At 74.3% G+C, this 17,399-nt stretch carries 17 protein-coding genes; 7 read left to right on the plus strand and 10 right to left on the minus strand.

Annotation, left to right across the window (positions count from 1 at the left end; all coding sequences use genetic code 11):
* Nucleotides 1–163: 163 nt before the first annotated feature.
* Entirely contained in the window at nucleotides 164–802 is a 639-nt protein-coding gene (locus ACFOW4_RS28980) for a response regulator (RefSeq protein ID WP_377533467.1), read from the plus strand.
* A 16-nt stretch (nucleotides 803–818) separates the two neighbouring features.
* On the opposite strand, the gene ACFOW4_RS28985 is transcribed toward ACFOW4_RS28980, so the two are convergent.
* The 7 genes from ACFOW4_RS28985 to ACFOW4_RS29015 form a co-directional block, all read right to left on the minus strand.
* Nucleotides 819–2,495 carry a GAF domain-containing protein gene (locus ACFOW4_RS28985; RefSeq protein ID WP_377533582.1) on the minus strand — a complete coding sequence of 559 codons (1,677 nt, stop codon included), beginning with the start codon at nucleotides 2,493–2,495 and terminating at the stop codon, nucleotides 819–821.
* A 97-nt stretch (nucleotides 2,496–2,592) separates the two neighbouring features.
* A complete protein-coding gene (locus ACFOW4_RS28990) occupies nucleotides 2,593–3,603 on the minus strand; it encodes an Acg family FMN-binding oxidoreductase (RefSeq protein ID WP_377533468.1) in 1,011 nt (336 codons plus the stop codon).
* A 163-nt stretch (nucleotides 3,604–3,766) separates the two neighbouring features.
* Nucleotides 3,767–4,627, minus strand: a complete 861-nt coding sequence (locus ACFOW4_RS28995) for a universal stress protein (protein ID WP_377533469.1) — start codon at nucleotides 4,625–4,627, stop codon at nucleotides 3,767–3,769.
* A gap of 11 nt (nucleotides 4,628–4,638) precedes the next feature.
* Nucleotides 4,639–7,032 carry a phosphoketolase gene (locus ACFOW4_RS29000; protein ID WP_377533470.1) on the minus strand — a complete coding sequence of 798 codons (2,394 nt, stop codon included), beginning with the start codon at nucleotides 7,030–7,032 and terminating at the stop codon, nucleotides 4,639–4,641.
* 70 nt (nucleotides 7,033–7,102) lie between these two features.
* Nucleotides 7,103–7,963 carry a universal stress protein gene (locus ACFOW4_RS29005; RefSeq protein ID WP_377533471.1) on the minus strand — a complete coding sequence of 287 codons (861 nt, stop codon included), beginning with the start codon at nucleotides 7,961–7,963 and terminating at the stop codon, nucleotides 7,103–7,105.
* Between the two features lie 115 nt (nucleotides 7,964–8,078).
* Nucleotides 8,079–8,903 (minus strand): oxidoreductase, encoded by an 825-nt coding sequence (locus tag ACFOW4_RS29010; protein ID WP_377533472.1) that lies wholly within the window; start codon nucleotides 8,901–8,903, stop codon nucleotides 8,079–8,081.
* Nucleotides 8,900–9,466, minus strand: coding sequence for a TetR/AcrR family transcriptional regulator (locus ACFOW4_RS29015; protein WP_377533473.1), 567 nt, complete (start codon nucleotides 9,464–9,466; stop codon nucleotides 8,900–8,902). The genes ACFOW4_RS29010 and ACFOW4_RS29015 overlap by 4 nt, the downstream gene beginning before the upstream one ends.
* An 89-nt stretch (nucleotides 9,467–9,555) precedes the next feature.
* On the opposite strand from ACFOW4_RS29015, the gene ACFOW4_RS29020 reads away from it, so the two are divergent.
* From ACFOW4_RS29020 to ACFOW4_RS29045, 6 genes are all read left to right on the plus strand, one after another.
* Nucleotides 9,556–9,792 (plus strand): HTH domain-containing protein, encoded by a 237-nt coding sequence (locus tag ACFOW4_RS29020; RefSeq protein WP_088946910.1) that lies wholly within the window; start codon nucleotides 9,556–9,558, stop codon nucleotides 9,790–9,792.
* Nucleotides 9,792–10,373 (plus strand): Clp protease N-terminal domain-containing protein, encoded by a 582-nt coding sequence (locus ACFOW4_RS29025; protein ID WP_377533583.1) that lies wholly within the window; start codon nucleotides 9,792–9,794, stop codon nucleotides 10,371–10,373. Before ACFOW4_RS29020 ends, ACFOW4_RS29025 begins: the two co-directional genes overlap by 1 nt.
* A 114-nt stretch (nucleotides 10,374–10,487) precedes the next feature.
* Nucleotides 10,488–11,492: a diacylglycerol/lipid kinase family protein gene (locus ACFOW4_RS29030; RefSeq protein ID WP_377533474.1), complete on the plus strand. Its 1,005-nt coding sequence runs from the start codon at nucleotides 10,488–10,490 to the stop codon at nucleotides 11,490–11,492.
* Complete coding sequence (locus ACFOW4_RS29035) at nucleotides 11,485–12,486, plus strand: YihY/virulence factor BrkB family protein (protein ID WP_377533475.1); 1,002 nt, start codon at nucleotides 11,485–11,487, stop codon at nucleotides 12,484–12,486. The genes ACFOW4_RS29030 and ACFOW4_RS29035 overlap by 8 nt, the downstream gene beginning before the upstream one ends.
* A 71-nt stretch (nucleotides 12,487–12,557) precedes the next feature.
* Entirely contained in the window at nucleotides 12,558–14,048 is a 1,491-nt protein-coding gene (locus ACFOW4_RS29040; RefSeq protein WP_377533476.1) for a phosphatase PAP2 family protein, read from the plus strand.
* Between the two features lie 8 nt (nucleotides 14,049–14,056).
* On the plus strand, nucleotides 14,057–14,860 hold the full coding sequence (locus ACFOW4_RS29045) for an endonuclease/exonuclease/phosphatase family protein (RefSeq protein WP_377533477.1): 804 nt from the start codon (nucleotides 14,057–14,059) through the stop codon (nucleotides 14,858–14,860).
* Nucleotides 14,861–15,061: 201 nt separating this feature from the next.
* On the opposite strand, the gene ACFOW4_RS29050 is transcribed toward ACFOW4_RS29045, so the two are convergent.
* From ACFOW4_RS29050 to ACFOW4_RS29060, 3 genes are all read right to left on the minus strand, one after another.
* The gene (locus ACFOW4_RS29050; protein WP_377533478.1) at nucleotides 15,062–15,907 is read right to left on the minus strand and encodes an alpha/beta fold hydrolase; all 846 of its coding nucleotides are present in this window, start codon (nucleotides 15,905–15,907) and stop codon (nucleotides 15,062–15,064) included.
* Nucleotides 15,904–16,866, minus strand: coding sequence for a TIGR03557 family F420-dependent LLM class oxidoreductase (locus ACFOW4_RS29055; protein WP_377533479.1), 963 nt, complete (start codon nucleotides 16,864–16,866; stop codon nucleotides 15,904–15,906). Before ACFOW4_RS29055 ends, ACFOW4_RS29050 begins: the two co-directional genes overlap by 4 nt.
* A 210-nt stretch (nucleotides 16,867–17,076) precedes the next feature.
* A complete protein-coding gene (locus tag ACFOW4_RS29060; RefSeq protein WP_377533480.1) occupies nucleotides 17,077–17,277 on the minus strand; it encodes a DMT family transporter in 201 nt (66 codons plus the stop codon).
* Between the last annotated feature and the right edge of the window lie 122 nt (nucleotides 17,278–17,399).

Raw genomic sequence — 17,399 nt, forward strand, 5'->3', positions numbered from 1 at the left:
TGATCGGGCGTCGAGGCTGCCGCACCCTCACGGTGCGCCCCGTCCACCGGCGCCCGGCAGGGTCGGACGTCCCGTCCGAGTGGCCCGACCTGCCCGCGGGCCGCCGCCCGGGTCGGGACCTTCGGCCCGTGCGCCGCGCGGTGGGCGCGGGTAGAAAAGAGCAATGATCCGGGTGTTCCTCCTCGACGACCATGAGGTCGTCCGCCGTGGCCTGGCCGACCTGCTGCAGAGCAGCGGCGACATCGAGGTGGTCGGCGAGTCCGGCTCCGCGCAGGAGGCGGCCCGCCGCATCCCGGCGCTGCGCCCCGACGTGGCGATCCTCGACGCGCGGCTGCCCGACGGCAACGGCATCGACGTCTGCCGCGACGTGCGCGCCGTCGACTCGTCGATCCGGGGCCTCATCCTCACCTCGTACGAGGACGACGAGGCGCTGTTCGCGGCGATCATGGCCGGTGCCGCCGGTTACGTCCTCAAGCAGATCCGCGGCACCGACCTGGTGGACGCGGTGCGCCGGGTGGCCGCGGGGCAGTCGCTGCTGGACCCGGCGATCACCACCCGGGTGCTGGAGCGCATCCGCAACGGCGTGGAGCAGCCGCGCGAGTTGCAGTCCCTCACCGAGCAGGAGCGGCGCATCCTGGAGTACGTGGCCGAGGGGCTGACCAACCGGGAGATCGCCGGGAAGATGTTCCTGGCCGAGAAGACGGTGAAGAACTACGTCTCCAGCGTGCTGGCCAAGCTCGGCCTGGAGCGCCGCACCCAGGCCGCCGTCCTCGCCACCCGGCTGCTCGGCAAGGCGACCTGATTACCGGCTTCGCCGTTCAGTCCCGCAGCGGGACGCACCAGCGCAGCTCGGTGCCGCGCGGTCGCGCCGGGCGGATCGTGCAGGTGCCGCCGTGGCGTTCGGCGCGTTCCCGCAGGTTGACCAGCCCGCTGCGGGCGGCGGCCGGGTCGCAGCCCACCCCGTCGTCGGTGACGGTCACGCTGACCTCGCCGGCCTCGGCCCGCACCGCCACCGACACGTGGTCGGCCTGCGCGTGCCGGACCGCGTTGGACAGCGCCTCGCGCAGCACCGCGGTGAGGTCCGGGCGCACGGCGTCCGGGACGGCGCTGTCCACCGGGCCGGTCAGCTCCAGGCTCGGCCGGTAACCCAGCGACTCGGCGGCCACGTCCACCGCCTCGCGGATCTCGGTGCGCAGCGCGGCGCTCATCGGGGTACGCAGCTCGAAGATGGTCCGGCGGATGTCCCGGATGGTGGCGTCGAGGTCGTCGACGGCGGCGTTGATCCGCTTGGCCACCTCCGGTCGGGTCATCATCGGCGCGGCGCTCTGCAGTTGCAGGCCGGTCGCGAAGAGCCGCTGGATCACCACGTCGTGCAGGTCCCGGGCGATCCGCTCGCGGTCCTCCAGGACCACCAGCAGCTCCCGTTCCTCCTGGCCGCGCGCCCGTTCCATGGCCAGCGCCGCCTGGCCGGCGAAGCTGCCCAGCAGCGCCACGTCCTCGTCGGTGGCGCCGCCGCCCCGCTCCGGCCGGTGCGCGATCACCAGCGCGCCGTGCAGGGTGTCGGCGGTGGCCAGCGGGGAGATCACCGCCGGCCCGGTGTGCAGCAGGGCCGGCCACGGCGCGGCGTGCGCGAGGTCGTCGACCTGGTCGTGGCGGCCGTCGGCCACTGGGCCGCCGAAGCTGGTGTCGGCGGCCGGCAGCACGGCGCCGACCAGCGCGCGGGCCTGCTCGTCGGCGCCGTCGACCACTTCCACGGTGTACTGCTCGGTGTCGGTGTCGTAGAGCAGCACCAGCGCCAGCTCCGCCTCGGCGACCTCGCGGGCCCGTCGGGCCACCAGGGCCAGCGCGTCGGTGCGGCGCACCTCGCCCAGCAGCAGCGTGGTGATCTCGGCGGTCGCCGCCAGCCAGCGCTCGCGGCGGGCCGCGAGGGCGTACAGGCGGGCGTTCTCGATGGCCACGCCGGCCGCTGCGGCGAGCGCCACGACGATCTCCTCGTCGTCCTCGGTGAACTGCGCGCCGCCCTGCTTCTCGGCCAGGTAGAGGTTGCCGAACACCTGGTCGCGGATGCGCACCGGCACGCCGAGGAAGCTGTGCATCGGGGGGTGGTTGGGCGGGAAGCCGTAGGAGCGCGGGTGCTGGGTGATGTCCGGCATCCGCAGCGGCCGGGGGTCGTCGATGAGCAGGCCGAGCACGCCCCGCCCGTGCGGCAGCTCGCCGATCTTCGCGTGCAGCTCGGGGGAGATGCCGTGCACGATGAAGTCGTGCAGCAGCCGGTCCGGGCCGACCACGCCCAGCGCGCCGTACCGGGCGCCGACCAGCTCGCAGGCCGCCTGCACGATGCGTTGCAGGGTGCTGCGCAGGTCCAGGTCGGTGCCGATGCCGACCACCGCGTCGAGCAGCGCGCGCAACCGTTCCCGGCTGGTGACCACCTCGCCGACCCGGTCCAGCATCTCCTGCAACAGCTCGTCGAGGCGGACCCTCGACAGTGGGCTCAGCCCGAGTGACGGGGTGAGCTGGGGTTCCTGGCGGGGGTGCGGTGTGCTGGTGGCCACCGGGCGATGCTAGCGCCGGTGGCCACCGGGGCAGGACCCGTCAGCCCTGGGCGCGGTGCAGCGCCGAGGTGTCGACCACCTGCTCGGTGGTGAGCCGCGGGGTGGGCGCCGGGCCGGCGTGCGCCGGGTCCGCGATCCCCAACCGCAGCACGAGGTACGGGAAACCCAGCCCGGCGAGCAGTTGGCGCAGCTTCTGCCGGGTGCCCGGCACCTCCACGACCGCGCTGAGCGGCACCACCGACACGCCGAGCCGGGTGGCGGTCAGCCACGCGGCGGAGAGCGCCTCGCCGGCGCGCAGCCAGCTGTCCGGCTCGTCCTCGTCGCCGTGCAGCAGCGCGTACACCGCCGCCCGGTCGTGGCCGGGGCCGACCGGCAGGGTGCCGGGGTGGCCGAAGTCGCGGGCCGGCACCGTGGTCCGCGGGGCCTGCGCGGGCAGCACCTCCGGCGGCAGCCCGGTGCCGGTGCCGGCGCGGCTGGTCCAGTACTCCAGCTCGGCGCGCAGCTGCGGGTCGTCGGCCTCGACCGTGTCGGCGTGCGAGGCCGCGGCGGCCAGCTCCAGCACCTGGTCGCGGTCGAGGAGCTGCAACCGGCTTCCCTCCGCGGTGACCGCCCGGGCGATCTCCCCGATCGCGGTGGTGGGCACCGGCTCGTCGCTGACCGGCCGCCGGTCGGTGTGCCGCACCCGCATGGACTGCACCATCCGCATGGCCTCCGGGTCGGCCGTGAGACGGCCCAGCGTGGTCACCCGGGCCAGCAACTCCTTGTCGCCGGGGTCGGGCATCCGCTCCACCACCGCCGTCCATCCCTCGGCGGCCAGCGCCAGCCGGGCGTGGTGCAGGGCCGTGCCGCAGCTGAGCGCGAGCAGCCGCCCCTCCGGGTCGGTGGCCGTGAGCTGCCGGTCGGCGACGGCGCGCAGCTCCAGCGCCTCCGGCAGTACCCGCCAGCGCCACGGCTGGGTGTTGTGCACCGAGGGCGCGTGACCGGCGGTCGCGGCGGCCTCCGCGAGCGCGGTGGTCAGCGGGCGCTGCGGCGCCGGGCTCTCCTGGCTCATCGTCACGACCTTCCGTCTCAGCCCGTCCGGGTGCGCGCGGCGCCGGGGCGGGTGGGGGGCTTGCCCGTTCCATCCTGCGCCACCTGCCGGCTGGTCGCACGGGGCGCAGGTCCCACCGGACCCGGGCCGTTCGACCCGCGCCGCCGGTGCCAGGGGCCGTCGGTCAGCGTTCGCGGACCACCGCGACCGGGCAGTGGGCGTGCTGGATCAGCTGCTGGCTGACCGAGCCGAGCACCATGCCGGCCAGGCCGCCCCGGCCCCGGCTGCCCACCACCACCAGCGCCGCGTCGTGGCTCGCGTCGATCAGGGTCCCCGCCGGGCTGCCCGGGACCAGGTCGACGGTCGCCGCCAGGTCGGGGAAGGTACGCCGCCACGGGTCCACCGCCTGCTCCACCGCGGCCCGTTCGTCGACCGCGCCGGCGGCCGCACCGGGACCGGGGGCCGGGGCGTGCAGGACCCGCATCGGCAGCCGCCGCTTGGCGGCCCACTCGGCCGCGAAGCCGAGCGCCACCAGCGACGGCTCGGAGCCGTCCACGCCGATCGTCACCGGCCCGGTCCGGGGGCCGGGGGGCGGCCCGCCGTCGCGCTCGCCCCGGACCACCACCACCGGGCAGTGCGCGTGCGCGGTGACCGCGACGGCGGTCGAGCCGGCCAGCAGTCCGCCGAAACCGCCGTGGCCCCGGCTGCCGAGCACCAGCAGGGCGGCGTCGGCCGACCGTTCCTGCAGCACCAGGGCGGGCGGGCCGTCGTACACCTCGCCGGTGACGGTCAGCCCGGGATGCGCGGCGGCGGCCTCCGCGGCGGCGGTACGGACCAGGTCATCCACCTGCCGGCGGGCCGTGTCGTCCGGCCAGACGCCGGGCGCCACGCCCGGCCCCACCCAGCCGGCCACCGTCAGCCACTCGAAGACGTACGCCAGCCGGATCGGTTGACCGCCGCGACCGGCCTCGTCCAGCGCCCACTGCAGCGCCGTCGACGCGTCGGTGGAGCCGTCGTAGCCGACCAGGATCTCCGCGTCCCGCATGTCGTCCTCCCTCACCGGTTGGTCGGGTCGGTCTCGCGGATCCACCGCCACTCGGCGACCTTCGGGTCGTCCTCGCCGTACCGGCGGGTGTGGTCGCGGGCGGACTGCCGGGCGTCGACCATCTGCTGGCGCAGGTGGGCGGCGCGGGCGGCCAGGCCCGGCACCCGGTCGATGACGTCGATGACCAGGTGGAAGCGGTCGAGGTCGTTGAGCATCACCATGTCGAACGGGGTGGTGGTGGTGCCCTCCTCCTTGTAGCCGCGCACGTGCAGGTTCTCGTGGTTGGTCCGGCGGTAGGTGAGCCGGTGGATCAGCCACGGGTAGCCGTGGTACGCGAAGATGATCGGCCGGTCGGCGGTGAAGATGGTGTCGAACTCGTTGTCCGGCAGGCCGTGCGGGTGTTCGGTGGCCGGCTGCAGGCGCATCAGGTCGACCACGTTGACCAGCCGCACCGCCAGGTCCGGCAGGTGCTTGCGCAGCAGGTCGGCGGCGGCCAGCGTCTCCAGCGTGGGCACGTCGCCGGAGCAGGCGAGCACCACGTCCGGCTCGCTGCCGGCGTCGTTGCTGGCCCACTCCCAGATGCCCAGCCCGCGCCGGGTGTGCTGGATCGCCTCCTCCATCGACAGCCAGTTCGGCGCCGGCTGCTTGCCGGCCACCACGACGTTGATGTAGTGCCGGCTGCGCAGGCAGTGGTCCATGGTGGCGAGCAGGGTGTTGGCGTCCGGCGGCAGGTAGACCCGGACCACCTCGGCCTTCTTGTTCACCACGTGGTCGATGAAGCCGGGGTCCTGGTGCGAGAAGCCGTTGTGGTCCTGACGCCAGACGTGGCTGGAGAGCAGGTAGTTCAGCGAGGCGATCGGCTGCCGCCACGGGATGCCCCGGGTCACCTTCAGCCACTTGGCGTGCTGGTTGAGCATCGAGTCGACGATGTGGATGAACGCCTCGTAGCTGGTGAACACTCCGTGCCGGCCGGTCAGCAGGTAGCCCTCCAGCCAGCCCTGGCACAGGTGCTCGGAGAGCACCTCCATGACCCGGCCGTCGGGCGAGAGGTGGTCGTCGCCGGGCACCCGGTCGGCCACCCACGCCCGGTCGGTCACCTCGAAGGCGGCGTCCAGCCGGTTGGAGGCGACCTCGTCCGGGCCGAACAGCCGGAACGTCTGCGGGTTGGCGGCGATCACGTCGCGGATCCACGGACCGAGGGCCCCGGTCGCCCCAGCCACCGTCTCACCGGGGCGGCTGACCTCCACGCCGTAGTCGCGGAAGTCCGGCAGCGCCAGGCCGCGCAGCACCATTCCGCCGTTGGTCACCGGGTTGTCGCTCATCCGCCTCTGGCCGCGCGGCGGCAGCTCGCGCAGCTCCTCGATTGGCGCGCCGGTGGCGTCGAACAGCTCCTCCGGCCGGTAGCTGCGCAGCCACCGCTCCAGCTCGGCCAGGTGCGCCGGGTTGTCCCGCACCTTCGACAGCGGCACCTGGTGGGCCCGGTAGGTGCCCTCCACCTCCTTGCCGTCGACCTCGCGCGGGCCGGTCCAGCCCTTCGGCGTCCGCAGGATGACCATCGGCCAGCGCGGGCGCTCCACCACGCCGCCGGCGCGGGCCCGGCGCTGGATGGCGTCGATCTCGTCCAGCGCCCGGTCCAGGGTGGCGGCGAGCGTACGGTGCACCTGCGCCGGGTCGTCGCCGGCCACCACGTACGGCTGGTAGCCGTTGCCGCGCATCAGGTCCAGCAGGTCCGCCTCGGGGATCCGGGCCAGCACGGTCGGGCTGGCGATCTTGTAGCCGTTGAGGTGCAGGATGGGCAGCACCGCCCCGTCGCGGGCCGGGTTGAGGAAGGCGTTGGAGAGCCAACTGCCGGCCAGCGGCCCGGTCTCGGCCTCACCGTCGCCGATGACGCAGGCCACCACCAGGTCGGGGTGGTCGAAGGCGGCGCCGTAGGCGTGGCTCAGCGCGTACCCCAGCTCGCCGCCCTCGTGGATCGAACCCGGCACCTCCGCCGCGACGTGGCTGGGGATGCCACCGGGGAAGGAGAACTGCCGGAACAGCCGGGCCATGCCGGCCTCGTCGCGGCCCACGTCGTGGTAGCGCTCGGACCAGGTGCCCTCCAGCCAGGTGTTGGCCACGATGGCCGGGCCGCCGTGACCGGGGCCGGTGATCAGCATGGCGTTCAGGTCGCGCGCCACGATCAGCCGGTTGAGGTGGGCGTAGATCAGGTTGAGCCCGGGACTGGTGCCCCAGTGGCCGAGCAGCCGTGGCTTGATGTGGTCGGGGGTCAGCGGCTCGCGCAGCAGCGGGTTGCCGAGCAGGTAGATCTGCCCGACGGTGAGGTAGTTCGCCGCCCGCCACCAGGCGTCCAGGCGGCGCAGCTCGTCGTCGGTCAGCGGGTTCTGCGCGTCGAGAGCGGTGTCCATGTGCTGAGCCTCTCGCGAATAGGAAAGCGGTGCCTCCGACGTTCAGCCTCGTCGCTGCCGGCGCTCTCGCTCAGGGCCGTTGGTCCCGCTCGGGGCGGTCCTGCGGCCGGGTCAGCGGCGCCTCGGCGAGGCCACGGACGACGATCACCGGCGCCGGGGAGTGGTACAGCAGCGACTGGGCCACCGCCCCGAGCATTCCGCGTCCCGGTTCGTCGCCCCGGGCGGCGACGAGCGTGACCTGCGCCGAGCGGGACGTCTCGATCAGCACCGGGCCGGGGTCACCGCTCACGCTGCGGCACTCGACCGGCACCTCGGTGCGGCGGGCGGCGTAGCGGTCCACCACCTCGGTGAGCTGGGCGGTGACGGCCTCGGCGTCCTCGTCGGGTTCGACCACCCGCATCGCCAGCAGTCGGGTGCAGCGCCGGGCGGCGCACTCGAGGGCCCACTCCAGGGCGAGGTTCGAGCTGGGCGAGCCGTCCACGCCGACCAGCACCGGGCCCTGCGGTGGCGGCTCGCGGCGGACCACCAGCAGCGGGCAGCCGGCCCGCGCGGCGAGCTGCACGGCGGGCGTGTTGGCCGGGACGCACTCGCCGCTGCCGGCCATGCCGCCGTCGCCGACCGCGAGCAGGAAGGCCGTCTCCGACCGGCGGATCAGGGTGGGCAGCATGTCGCCCTCGACGATCTCGCCGCGGACGGTCAGCCCCGGCTCGACCTGGTGGGCCAGCTGGGCGCCCTGGGTGATCAGCTCCTCGGCCCGGTCCCGGGGAGCGGCGACGGTGTCCGCGGCGAAGGCCGCGTGCCAGTCGAAGGTGTGCAGCAGGTGCAGCGGCCTGCCGTGTGCGGCGGCCTCCTGCGCGGCCAGCTGGACGACCGGAAAGTTGCGCTCCGAGCCGAGGCCCACCAGTACCGCTGCATCGGCGGATGCGGCCATCGACATCACCTCCCGGGCGTCGCGCCCGGCACGACCACGCTGTTCCCTGACCGAGCGTAGTCGCGTGATCGCGGCGGCGGGCGGGATCGGGCAGCCCCGCCGCTCCCGGATGGGGTCAGCGGAACTGGAGCCGGTTGACCGCGTCGAAGAGCCGGGCGCCGAACAGGCGCCGGGTGTGCACCATCGCCCGGGCCGCCGCGGTGACCAGGTAGCGGGTTCGCGGCCGGCGGGCGGTGACGGCCCGCTCGATGACCCGGGCCACCGTCTCCGGGGTGGCGGCCAGCAGCCGGTTGTCGTACGACGACGCCATCACCCGGTCGACTGCGGCGACCATCGACCGGTACGGCCCGGACGGCGCGGCGCCCGCGCCCAGCGACTCGGCGGCCACCGCGCCGAAGCCGGTGCGGATCAGCCCTGGCTCCACGATCGCCACGTCGATGCCGAACGGGCGGACCTCCTGGCGCAGCGCGTCGGAGATCGCCTCCACCGCGTACTTGGTGGCGTGGTAGTAGCCGCCGCCGGGGAAGACCAGCCGGCCGCCCATCGAGCTGACGTTGACGATCCGGCCGCGCCCGGCCCGGCGCATCCCGGGCAGCACCAGCTGGGTGAGGCGGCTCAGCCCGAACACGTTCGTCTCGAACTGGGCCCGCACCCGCTCGACCGGGACCTCCTCGATCGGGCCGTACTCGCCGTAGCCGGCGTTGTTGACCAGCACGTCGACCTGGCCGTGCTCGGCCTCGATCGCGGTGACGGCGGCGCGCATCGACGCCTCGTCGGTGACGTCGAGGGGGAGCAGCCGGGCGCCGGCCTCGGCCAGGTCGGCGATCGCCTCGACCTTGCGGGCGGTGGCGTAGACGGTCAGCTCCGGGTGCCGGGCCAGCCGCCGGGCGGTGGCCCGGCCGATCCCGGAGGAGGTGCCGGTGATCAGGACGGTGGTCATGACGGGTCTCCCGGTGCGGTGGGTAGCCCGGCGACGATCAGCGCGACGCCGTCGCGCAGCCGCTGCCGGGGCAGGTCGGGGTCGGTGAGGTCGGCCTCCAGGCCGCGGGTGAGCGCGACCAGCACGTCGGCGACGGCGCGGGCCCGGGGCCCGGCCGCGTCGGCGAGGGCGCCGGCCACCACGTCGGTCAGCTCCCGGGTGTACGCCTCGACGAGGTCGCCGGTGAGCCTGGTGCTGGCGTCGAGCAGCTCGGCGGCGTGCCGGCTGTCGCGGTGCAGCTTCAGGGTGAGCTCCAGCTTGGTGTCGAGCACCGCGTGCAGCCGCCGCCCGGTCGACGCTCCGGGGGCGGCCGCGGCGGCCCGCGCCTCGGCCAGCGCGCCGGCGAAGAGCCGCTCGGCGAGTCGCCGGTAGGCGTCGTCCTTGTTGCGCACGTACTGGTAGACGGCCGGGCGCGACATGCCGGCCGCGGCCGCGATGTCGTCCATGGTGGTCCGCCGCACGCCGTGCCGGGTGAAGCACTGGTAGGCGGCGGCGAGGATCGCGTCCAGCCGGTCGTTCGACATGCTGACAATAATTGCATGATTCGTCAGGCTGTCAAGCTCGATCGTCAACACAGGTTGACACGGAGGCGTTGTCAACGTATGTTGACGGCATGAGTCAGGCGACGGAACTCGCGGCGGCCGCCGGCAGCACCGACCCCCGGGTCGGGCTGCGCGCCGTCCGCGCGCTGCGCCGGCTGCTCGAGCGACTCGAGGTGGTCCAGGTGGACAACGCCCGTCGACAGGGCTGGTCCTGGCAGGAGATCGCCGACGCGCTCGAGGTCAGCCGGCAGGCGGTGCACAAGAAGCACGCCGGGCGACCGGCGGTCAATCCATCGTGGGAGGCGTGATGTTCGAACGGTTCACCGACCGGGCTCGCGGCGTGGTCCGGCGGGCGGTCGAGGAGGCGCGGGTCGAGGGCCAGCGGCCGGTCGGCACCGAGCACCTGCTGCTCGCCCTGCTCGCCGACGACGCCGGCCTGGCCAGCCGCGTGCTGGCCGACGCCGGCGTACGCGCCGACGACCTCCGCGAGCGCATCCACCGGCACACCGCCACGGGCGGGGCCGGCCTGGGCGACGCGGACGCGGCCGCGCTGCGCGAGATCGGCATCGACCTGGCCGCCATCGTGGCCCGCATCGAGCAGTCCTTCGGCCCGGACGCGCTGCGGGAGGCCGTGCCGGCGCCGCGACGCTGGTGGAGGCGCGGGCGCCGGTACCTGGGCGGGCCGTTCTCGCCTCGCTCGAAGAAGGTGCTCGAGTTGTCGCTGCGCGAGGCGCTGCGGCTGCGGCACCACCACATCGGCACCGAGCACATCCTGCTCGGGATCCTCCGCGAGGGGCAGGGGCTGGGGGCGTTGGTGCTCACCGAGGCCGGGGCGGACCTGGACGATCTGCGCCGACGGGTGGAGAGCGCGCTGCGCGCGGCGGCGTGACGATGTCGTGCGGGGCGACGACGGTGGTGGCCACGCTGAAACCTGTCTGTGGCACTTCCGACGCGCGCCGGTCGCGGGCTCGCTGAAGGCGTCCCGGTGCTGCACACTGGCGCCGTGGATGCTGCACAGGACAGGCGACCCTCGGGCGGCGACGGCGGGCTGCGCTCCGCCGTGGTGGTCAACCCGGTGAAGGTCGGCGATCTCGACGAGCTGCGCCGCACCGTGACCGACGCCCTGGCCGCCGCCGGCTGGCCCGAGCCGCTGTGGTTCGAGACCACCGTCGACGACCCGGGCCGCGGCCAGACCGAGCGGGCCGTCCAGGCCGGCGTCGACCTGGTCTTCGCCTGCGGCGGCGATGGCACCGTGATGTCCTGCGTCAGCGCCCTGGTCGGCACCGACGTGGCGCTGGCCGTGCTGCCCCAGGGCACCGGCAACCTGCTCGCCGCCAACCTGGGCCTCTCCACCGACCTCGCCGCCGGGCTCCAGGTCGCCGTCGAGCGGGGTCGGCGGCTGCTCGACGTCGGCGCGGTCGAGGACCGCTACTTCACCGTGATGGCCGGCATGGGCTTCGACGCCCAGATGCTGGAGGCCACCTCCGAGACCGCCAAGGCCCGCATCGGTTGGCCCGCGTACGTGGTGGGCGCTGCCCGGCACCTGCGCGACCGGCCGATGCGGGTGCAGATCCGCATCGACGACCGACCGCCGGTACGCCGCCGGGCGCGCTCGGTCCTGGTCGCCAACGTCGGCCGGCTCCAAGGCGGGGTACGACTGCTCACCGAGGCCGAGCCGGACGACGGCTGGCTCGACGTCGCCGTGCTCACCCCGCGCAACCTGCGGCACTGGCTCGCGCTCGGCTGGGCGGTGATCCGCCGGCGCGGCCGCGTGCCGCAGATGGAGGTGTTCCGCGGCAAGCGCGTCGTGATCAGCAGCAACCGGGCGCAACCCCGGGAGCTGGACGGTGACCTCATCGCACCGGGCCGGCGGCTGCACGCCGAGATCCGCCCCGGGTCGCTCTGGCTCTGCGTACCGCAGCCGGAGCAGGCGCCCGACCTCGCCGTCGACGCGCAGGGCGCGGGGGAGCGGGGCGAGCGGCTGATCGAGGAGGCGCGCCGTGAGTAGCACCCGGATGGTGCCGGAGACCCGGCTGATGACCGACGAGGAGCTCTCCGCCGACGACGCCTGGCGCACCCTGCGCCGCGAGGGTGGCTGGCACCTGCTGCGGGACGCCTTCATCCGGTTCCGCTACGGCGACGGGTTCAGCCACTCCCGGGCCTTCGCGCTCCAGCTCTGCCTCGCCGTGGTGCCGTTCATGATCGCCCTCACCGGCCTGATCAGCTCGCTGGGCGTCGAGGAGGGCGGCCAGGTGGTCGCCGACACCGTGCTGGCTCTCACCCCCGGGCAGAGCGAGGCGGTGGTGGCCGAGCTGCTCGGCGACGGCGAGCGCACCGAGGACGCCGGCGAGCTGGCGCTCACCCTCGGTCTGCTCACCGGGCTGGTCGCCCTGACCACCACGATGGCGCAGATCGAGCGGGGCGCCAACCGGATCTACGGCGTCGAGCGGGACCGTCCGGCGCTGGCGAAGTACGCCCGCGCCGCGGTGCTGGCCGTCACCGCGGGCGTGCCGGCGCTGGTCGGTTTCCTGATCCTGGTTGGCGGCGGGCCGATGGGCGACTCGGTACGCCGGCACTACGAGTGGGGCGAGGCCGCCCACGGCTTCTGGGACGTCGTCCGGTTCCCGCTGAGCCTCGGGCTGACCGTGCTGGCCGTGGCGGTGCTGTTCCGGCACGCGCCGCGCCGCAAGCAGCCCGGCCTGTCGTGGCTGCTCTTCGGCGCCGGCATCGCCACCGCGCTGTGGTGGCTGGCCAGCCTGCTGCTGGCCGCGTACGTGCGGTTCAGCGACGGCTTCGGGCAGACCTACGGCGCGCTCACCGGGATGATGGCGCTGCTGCTCTGGGCCAACCTCACCGGCATGGCGCTCTTCGGCGGGCTGGCGTTCGCCGCCCAGCTGGAGGCGCTGCGCATCGGCGTGCAGGAGCCGGCCCAGCCGGACCTGTGGCAGCCCGAGGCCGACCGCGAAGAGGTCCTCGACACCGGTGAGATGAGCGCCCTCTAGCTGCCCCCGGGGTGTACGCGCGACGCCGATCGGGTAAAGCGCCTCGCCAGAGCAGACAAGGGAGGTGCGGGGTGACCGCGGTCAAAGAGGTGGCGCGGCGTCCACTCGGGCACTTCGCCGAGCGGAGTGTCGCCGGGCTGGTGGCCGTCACCGGCGCCGGGGTGGCCTTCGGGCTGCTGCTGTTGCTCGTCCGGGTGCGGTGGAGCCCGTTGCAGGACGCCGACCACGCGGTCGCCGAGTGGTTCAACGGGCTCGTCGCCCCGCACCACGCACTGGTCACCGTGCTCCAGGCGGTCACCGACCTGGGCGGCCGGCCGGTCCTCATCTGGCTGGTCACCATCGCGGTGGTCGGGCTGCTGATCCGGCGGCAGTCCCGGCTGGCCGTCTATCTGATCATCACCGGGGTGGGCGGGCTGATCCTCGACCCGTCGCTGAAGGCGCTGGTGGGCCGGCTCCGCCCGGTGGTGGACGTGCCGGTGGCCAGCGCGCCGGGCAACAGCTTCCCGAGCGGGCACGCGCTCGGCTCGTTCGTCGCGTACGGCGCCCTGCTGCTGGTGTTCCTTCCGGCGATGGCGCCGCGCTGGCGCAAGCCCGCGATCGCCGGGGTCGCCGTGCTGGTGGCGCTGGTCGGGCTGACCCGGATCGCGCTGGGCGTGCACTACGTCTCCGACGTGCTGGCCGGCTGGCTGCTCGGCGCCGCCTGGCTGGGCGTCACCGCGTACGCGTTCCGGCTGTGGCGGCGGGAGCGGGGTCGCCCGGTGCCGCCGCTGACCGAGGGCCTGGAGCCGGAGGCGGGGCACGACATCGCGCCCGCCCCGGCCGAGGAGCACGTGCTGGCCCACCCCCGCTCGGCGATCGCCGAACTGCTGGTCGGCTGGGTGCTGGTGTTCGGCGCGCTCTACGGCTTCGGCATGTACGTCAGCTACCACGCCAAGGGCACCGTCTTCGACACACTGGACACCGAGCTGCCGCGCTGGTTCGCCGAGCGGCACACCGACGTGCTGACCGAGGCGAGCTGGTGGTGGAGCAAGTTCGGCGACACCCACGCGATCCTGCTCGTCTCGCTGGTGTTCTGCCCGCTGGTCCTGGCGGTGTGGCGGCGCTGGCGGCCGGTGCTCTTCGTGGTGCTGGCCATGGTCGGCGAGCTGACCCTGTTCCTGGCGTCCGCGCGGGCGGTGGACCGGCCGCGCCCGCCGGTGGAGAACCTGGACGGGCAGATGCCGACCTCCTCCTTCCCGTCGGGGCACATCGCGGCGACCATCTGCCTGTGGGTGGCGATCGCCGTCATCGTGCTGCCCCGCACCGACCGCTGGTGGCGCTGGGTCTTCGTGGCGCTGGCGGTGATCATGCCGGTCGGAGTGGCCACCTCCCGGATGTACCGGGGCATGCACCACCCGACCGACTTCATGGGGGCGATCCTGCTCTCGGCGCTCTGGATCGGGGTGCTCTACCTGGTGGTCCGCCCCAACGCCGACGTGCGGGAGGGCAACCGGCCCAGCATCGAGTCCGAGGACGTACACACCCTCGACGACGAGCTGGCCCGGGCCGCCCGGGTCGACTGAGCGCCGCCGTGCTGAGGGTGATGACCTGGAACGTGCGTACCGGTGGTCAGGACCGGGGTGGGCCGGACCGGCGGGACCTGCTGGTGGAGGTGATCACCGAGCAGCGTCCGGACGTGCTGCTGCTGCAGGAATTGCGCGGCTTCGACCGCGCCGGCGTGCTCGACGAGTTCGCGGCCCGGCTGGGGATGCGCCCGTACCTGGCCGGCAGCTGCTTCGGTCAGCCGGTGGCGGCGCTGGTCCGTCCGCCCCTGCGGACCACGGCCGCAGGCCCGGTCCGCCGGCCGTGGCACCACGCGGCCGTACGGGTGGTGGTGGCCTCCGACGCCGGGCCGTTGACCGTGCTCGGCGCGCACCTCAACCCGTACTCCGGTGCCTGGCGGCGGATCGAGGCGGGCTGGCTCGCCGCCGCCTTCCGGCGCGCGCCGGGGCACCTGGCACTGCTCGGCGGCGACCTGAACACCCTCGACCCGGACACTGACCACACCGCCCGGATCGACCGGCTGCCTCTGGCGTACCGCCGTCGGCATCTGCGCCGCGACGGGCGCACGGCGGACACCCGGGCGACCGCCCGACTGCTCGCCGACGGCCTGGTCGACCTGTACCGCGCCGCCGGCGGCCCGGACGAGGGGCTGACCGCGCCGACCGGGCATGGCGGCGGGGGCGAGTTCTCCGGCATGCGGCTGGACTACCTGTTCGGTACGCCGGCGCTGGCCGAGCGGGTCCGCGACTGCCGGGTGGTGCGGGACGGCGTGGTGGACCGGGCCTCCGACCACTACCCGGTGCTGGCCGAGCTGGACCTGTCCGCCGGCTGATCCTGATCGACCCGGGTTCGATGATGCCGGGGCTTCCGGCGGACCAGGACGGGCCGACGTCGGCGGGGGCGCCGCCTCAGAGGACCAGGTTGAGCAGGACGGTGAGCACCACCGAGGCGACGATCGAGAACAGGATCATCAGCAGGCAGCCGAGGCCGCCGCCGAGGGGGCGGACCTCCACGTTTCCGAAGCGCATCGGGATCACCTGTCCGTGAGTACGGGAGTGGGAGCGGAGGCGAGCAGGTGACGGATCGCGTCCGCGACCGCCGTCGGGGCCGTGGTGGCCACGTTGTGCGCGGCGCCGGGCACGACGACCGGCCGAGCGTCCGGCACGAGCCGGGCCACCTCGTCGCGCCAGTCCGCCGGCGCCACCGGGTCGCGCGCCCCGGCGAGGACGAGCGTCGGCGCGCCGATCCGTACCAGGTCCGCCTCGATGGCGTTGCGCACCGAGTGCGACAGCGTCGCGAGGACCCGCCAGGGCCGGGCGTCCCACACGTCGCGGACCAGGGTCGGCGCCTGCAACGGCGCCTCGCGCAGCGTGTCCACCAGCCACCGGCCGAACTGGCCCCGCCGGCTCCGGGCGGCCGGGTCGCTGGTCGGCCCGGCCAGCACCAGCGCGCGGACGGCGTCCGGGTGGGTCGCGGCGAGCGCGGCGGCCACCTCGGCGCCGAACGAGTGCCCGAGCAGGCAGACCGGCGGCATCCGGTACGCGCTCAGCCAGGCGGCCAGGTGCGCGGCGTGCCGACGCACGTCGTACGCCCGGCGGGGGCGCTGGCTCAGCCCGAAGCCGGGCAGGTCCGGCAGGTACACCGGGTGGGTGCGGGCCAGCTCGACGGCCAGCGGGGTGAGGTAGCGGTGTGACACCGCCAGACCGTGCACCAGCACCACCGGCGGCGCGTCGGTGCCGGGGTCCGCGCCGCGCCGCGTGTGCGTGCGCAGCCCGTCGACCAGGCGCCAGTCGGAGGACAGTCCGCCGGCGGGCCGGGGCGCGGCGAGCGCCAGCCGCAGCTCCGCGGCACCGAACCGGCCGGCCGCGGTCAGGCTCACAGCTCGCGCAGCCGGGGCAGCAGCTGCTCCTGCGCCCAGTCCAGGAACATCGGCTGGGTCTCCCCGCCGACCTGGACGATCGCCACGTGGCTGAAGCCGGCGTCGACGAACTTCTTGAACGCCTCGACGTGCGCGTCCACGTCCGGGCCGCAGGGGATGCCCTCCGCGACGTCCTCCTCCCGGACGAACTGGGTGGCGGCGGCGAAGGAGTCCGGGCCGGGCAGGTCGGCGTTGACCTTCCAGCCCAGGCCGAACCAGCGGAACTGGTCGTGCACGATCTTGCGGCACTCCGCCTCGTCGGGGCCGTAGCAGATGGCCACCTGCCCGTAGCGGGGCTGGCCGGCGCCGCCGGCGTCGTCGTAGAGCTGGATGAGGTGCGGGTCGGGCTCGGTGGCCACGATGCCATTGCCGTACTCGGCGGCGAGGGTGGCCGACTGCCGGCCGGAGGCGGCGATGGCCATCGGCACCGGGCGTTCCGGCCGGTCCCAGACGTAGGCGTCGGGCACGTCGAAGTGGTTGCCGGAGAAGGTGAGCGTCTCGCCGTTGAGCAGCGGCCGGATGATCTGCAACGCCTCCTCGAACATCTCGTGCCGCTGCTGCACGTGCGGCCAGCCGCCGACGACGTGCTCGTTGAGGTTCTCCCCGGCGCCCAGGCCGAGGGTGAACCGGCCGTCCGAGAGCGCCCCGATCGTGCTGGCCTTCTGGGCGACCACCGCCGGGTGGTAGCGGCGGATCGGGCAGGTCACGAAGGACATCAGCTCGGCCCGGGAGGTGGCGTGGGCGACCGCCCCGAGCACCGACCAGGCGTACGGGGAGTGGCCCTGTGCGTCCAGCCAGGGAGAGTAGTGATCGGAGATCACCAGCTGGTCGAAGCCGGCCGCCTCGGCCCGTACCGCGTGGTCGACCAGCTGCTTCGGACCGGTCTGCTCGCACATCAGGGTGTAGCCGACGCTGACCATCCTGTATCTCCTTCCCACCGCCGGATCGTCCGGGGATACCCAGGCCGACAGCGGCCAACCCTCCCGTCCCGTTCGCCGCCGGCTTCATCGCCACCGGGAACGGCTGCAACGCCGGGCCGCAGGTGAGCTGCACCGCGAGCTGACCCACGAACGCGGAGGTGGCGGGTCCGCACGGATCCGCCACCACCGCGGGTTACGCCCCCGAGTGGTTCAGTGCTCGCCGGTCAGGTTGACGATCGCCACGCCCGCGATGATGAGGGCGATCCCGACCAGCTTGACGACGCCCACCGGCTCGTCCAGGAAGACCGCCCCGATCGCCACGATGGTCGCCGTCCCCAGGCCGGACCAGAGGGCGTACGCGACACCGACCGGGATCTGCTTGACCGCCTGGGCCAGCAGGAGGAACGCCAACAGGTAGCCGCCGACGCAAACGAGGGTGGGCCAGTGCCGGCTGAACCCGGCGGGACTTGAGCAGGCTGGTCGCCAGCACCTCGGCGCCGATGGCGATCCCCAGCAGCACGTACGCCATGCGG

The sequence above is a fragment of the Micromonospora sp. GCM10011542 genome (genome assembly GCF_042650685.1).
In the GTDB taxonomy this organism is placed as follows: Bacteria; Actinomycetota; Actinomycetes; order Mycobacteriales; family Micromonosporaceae; genus Micromonospora.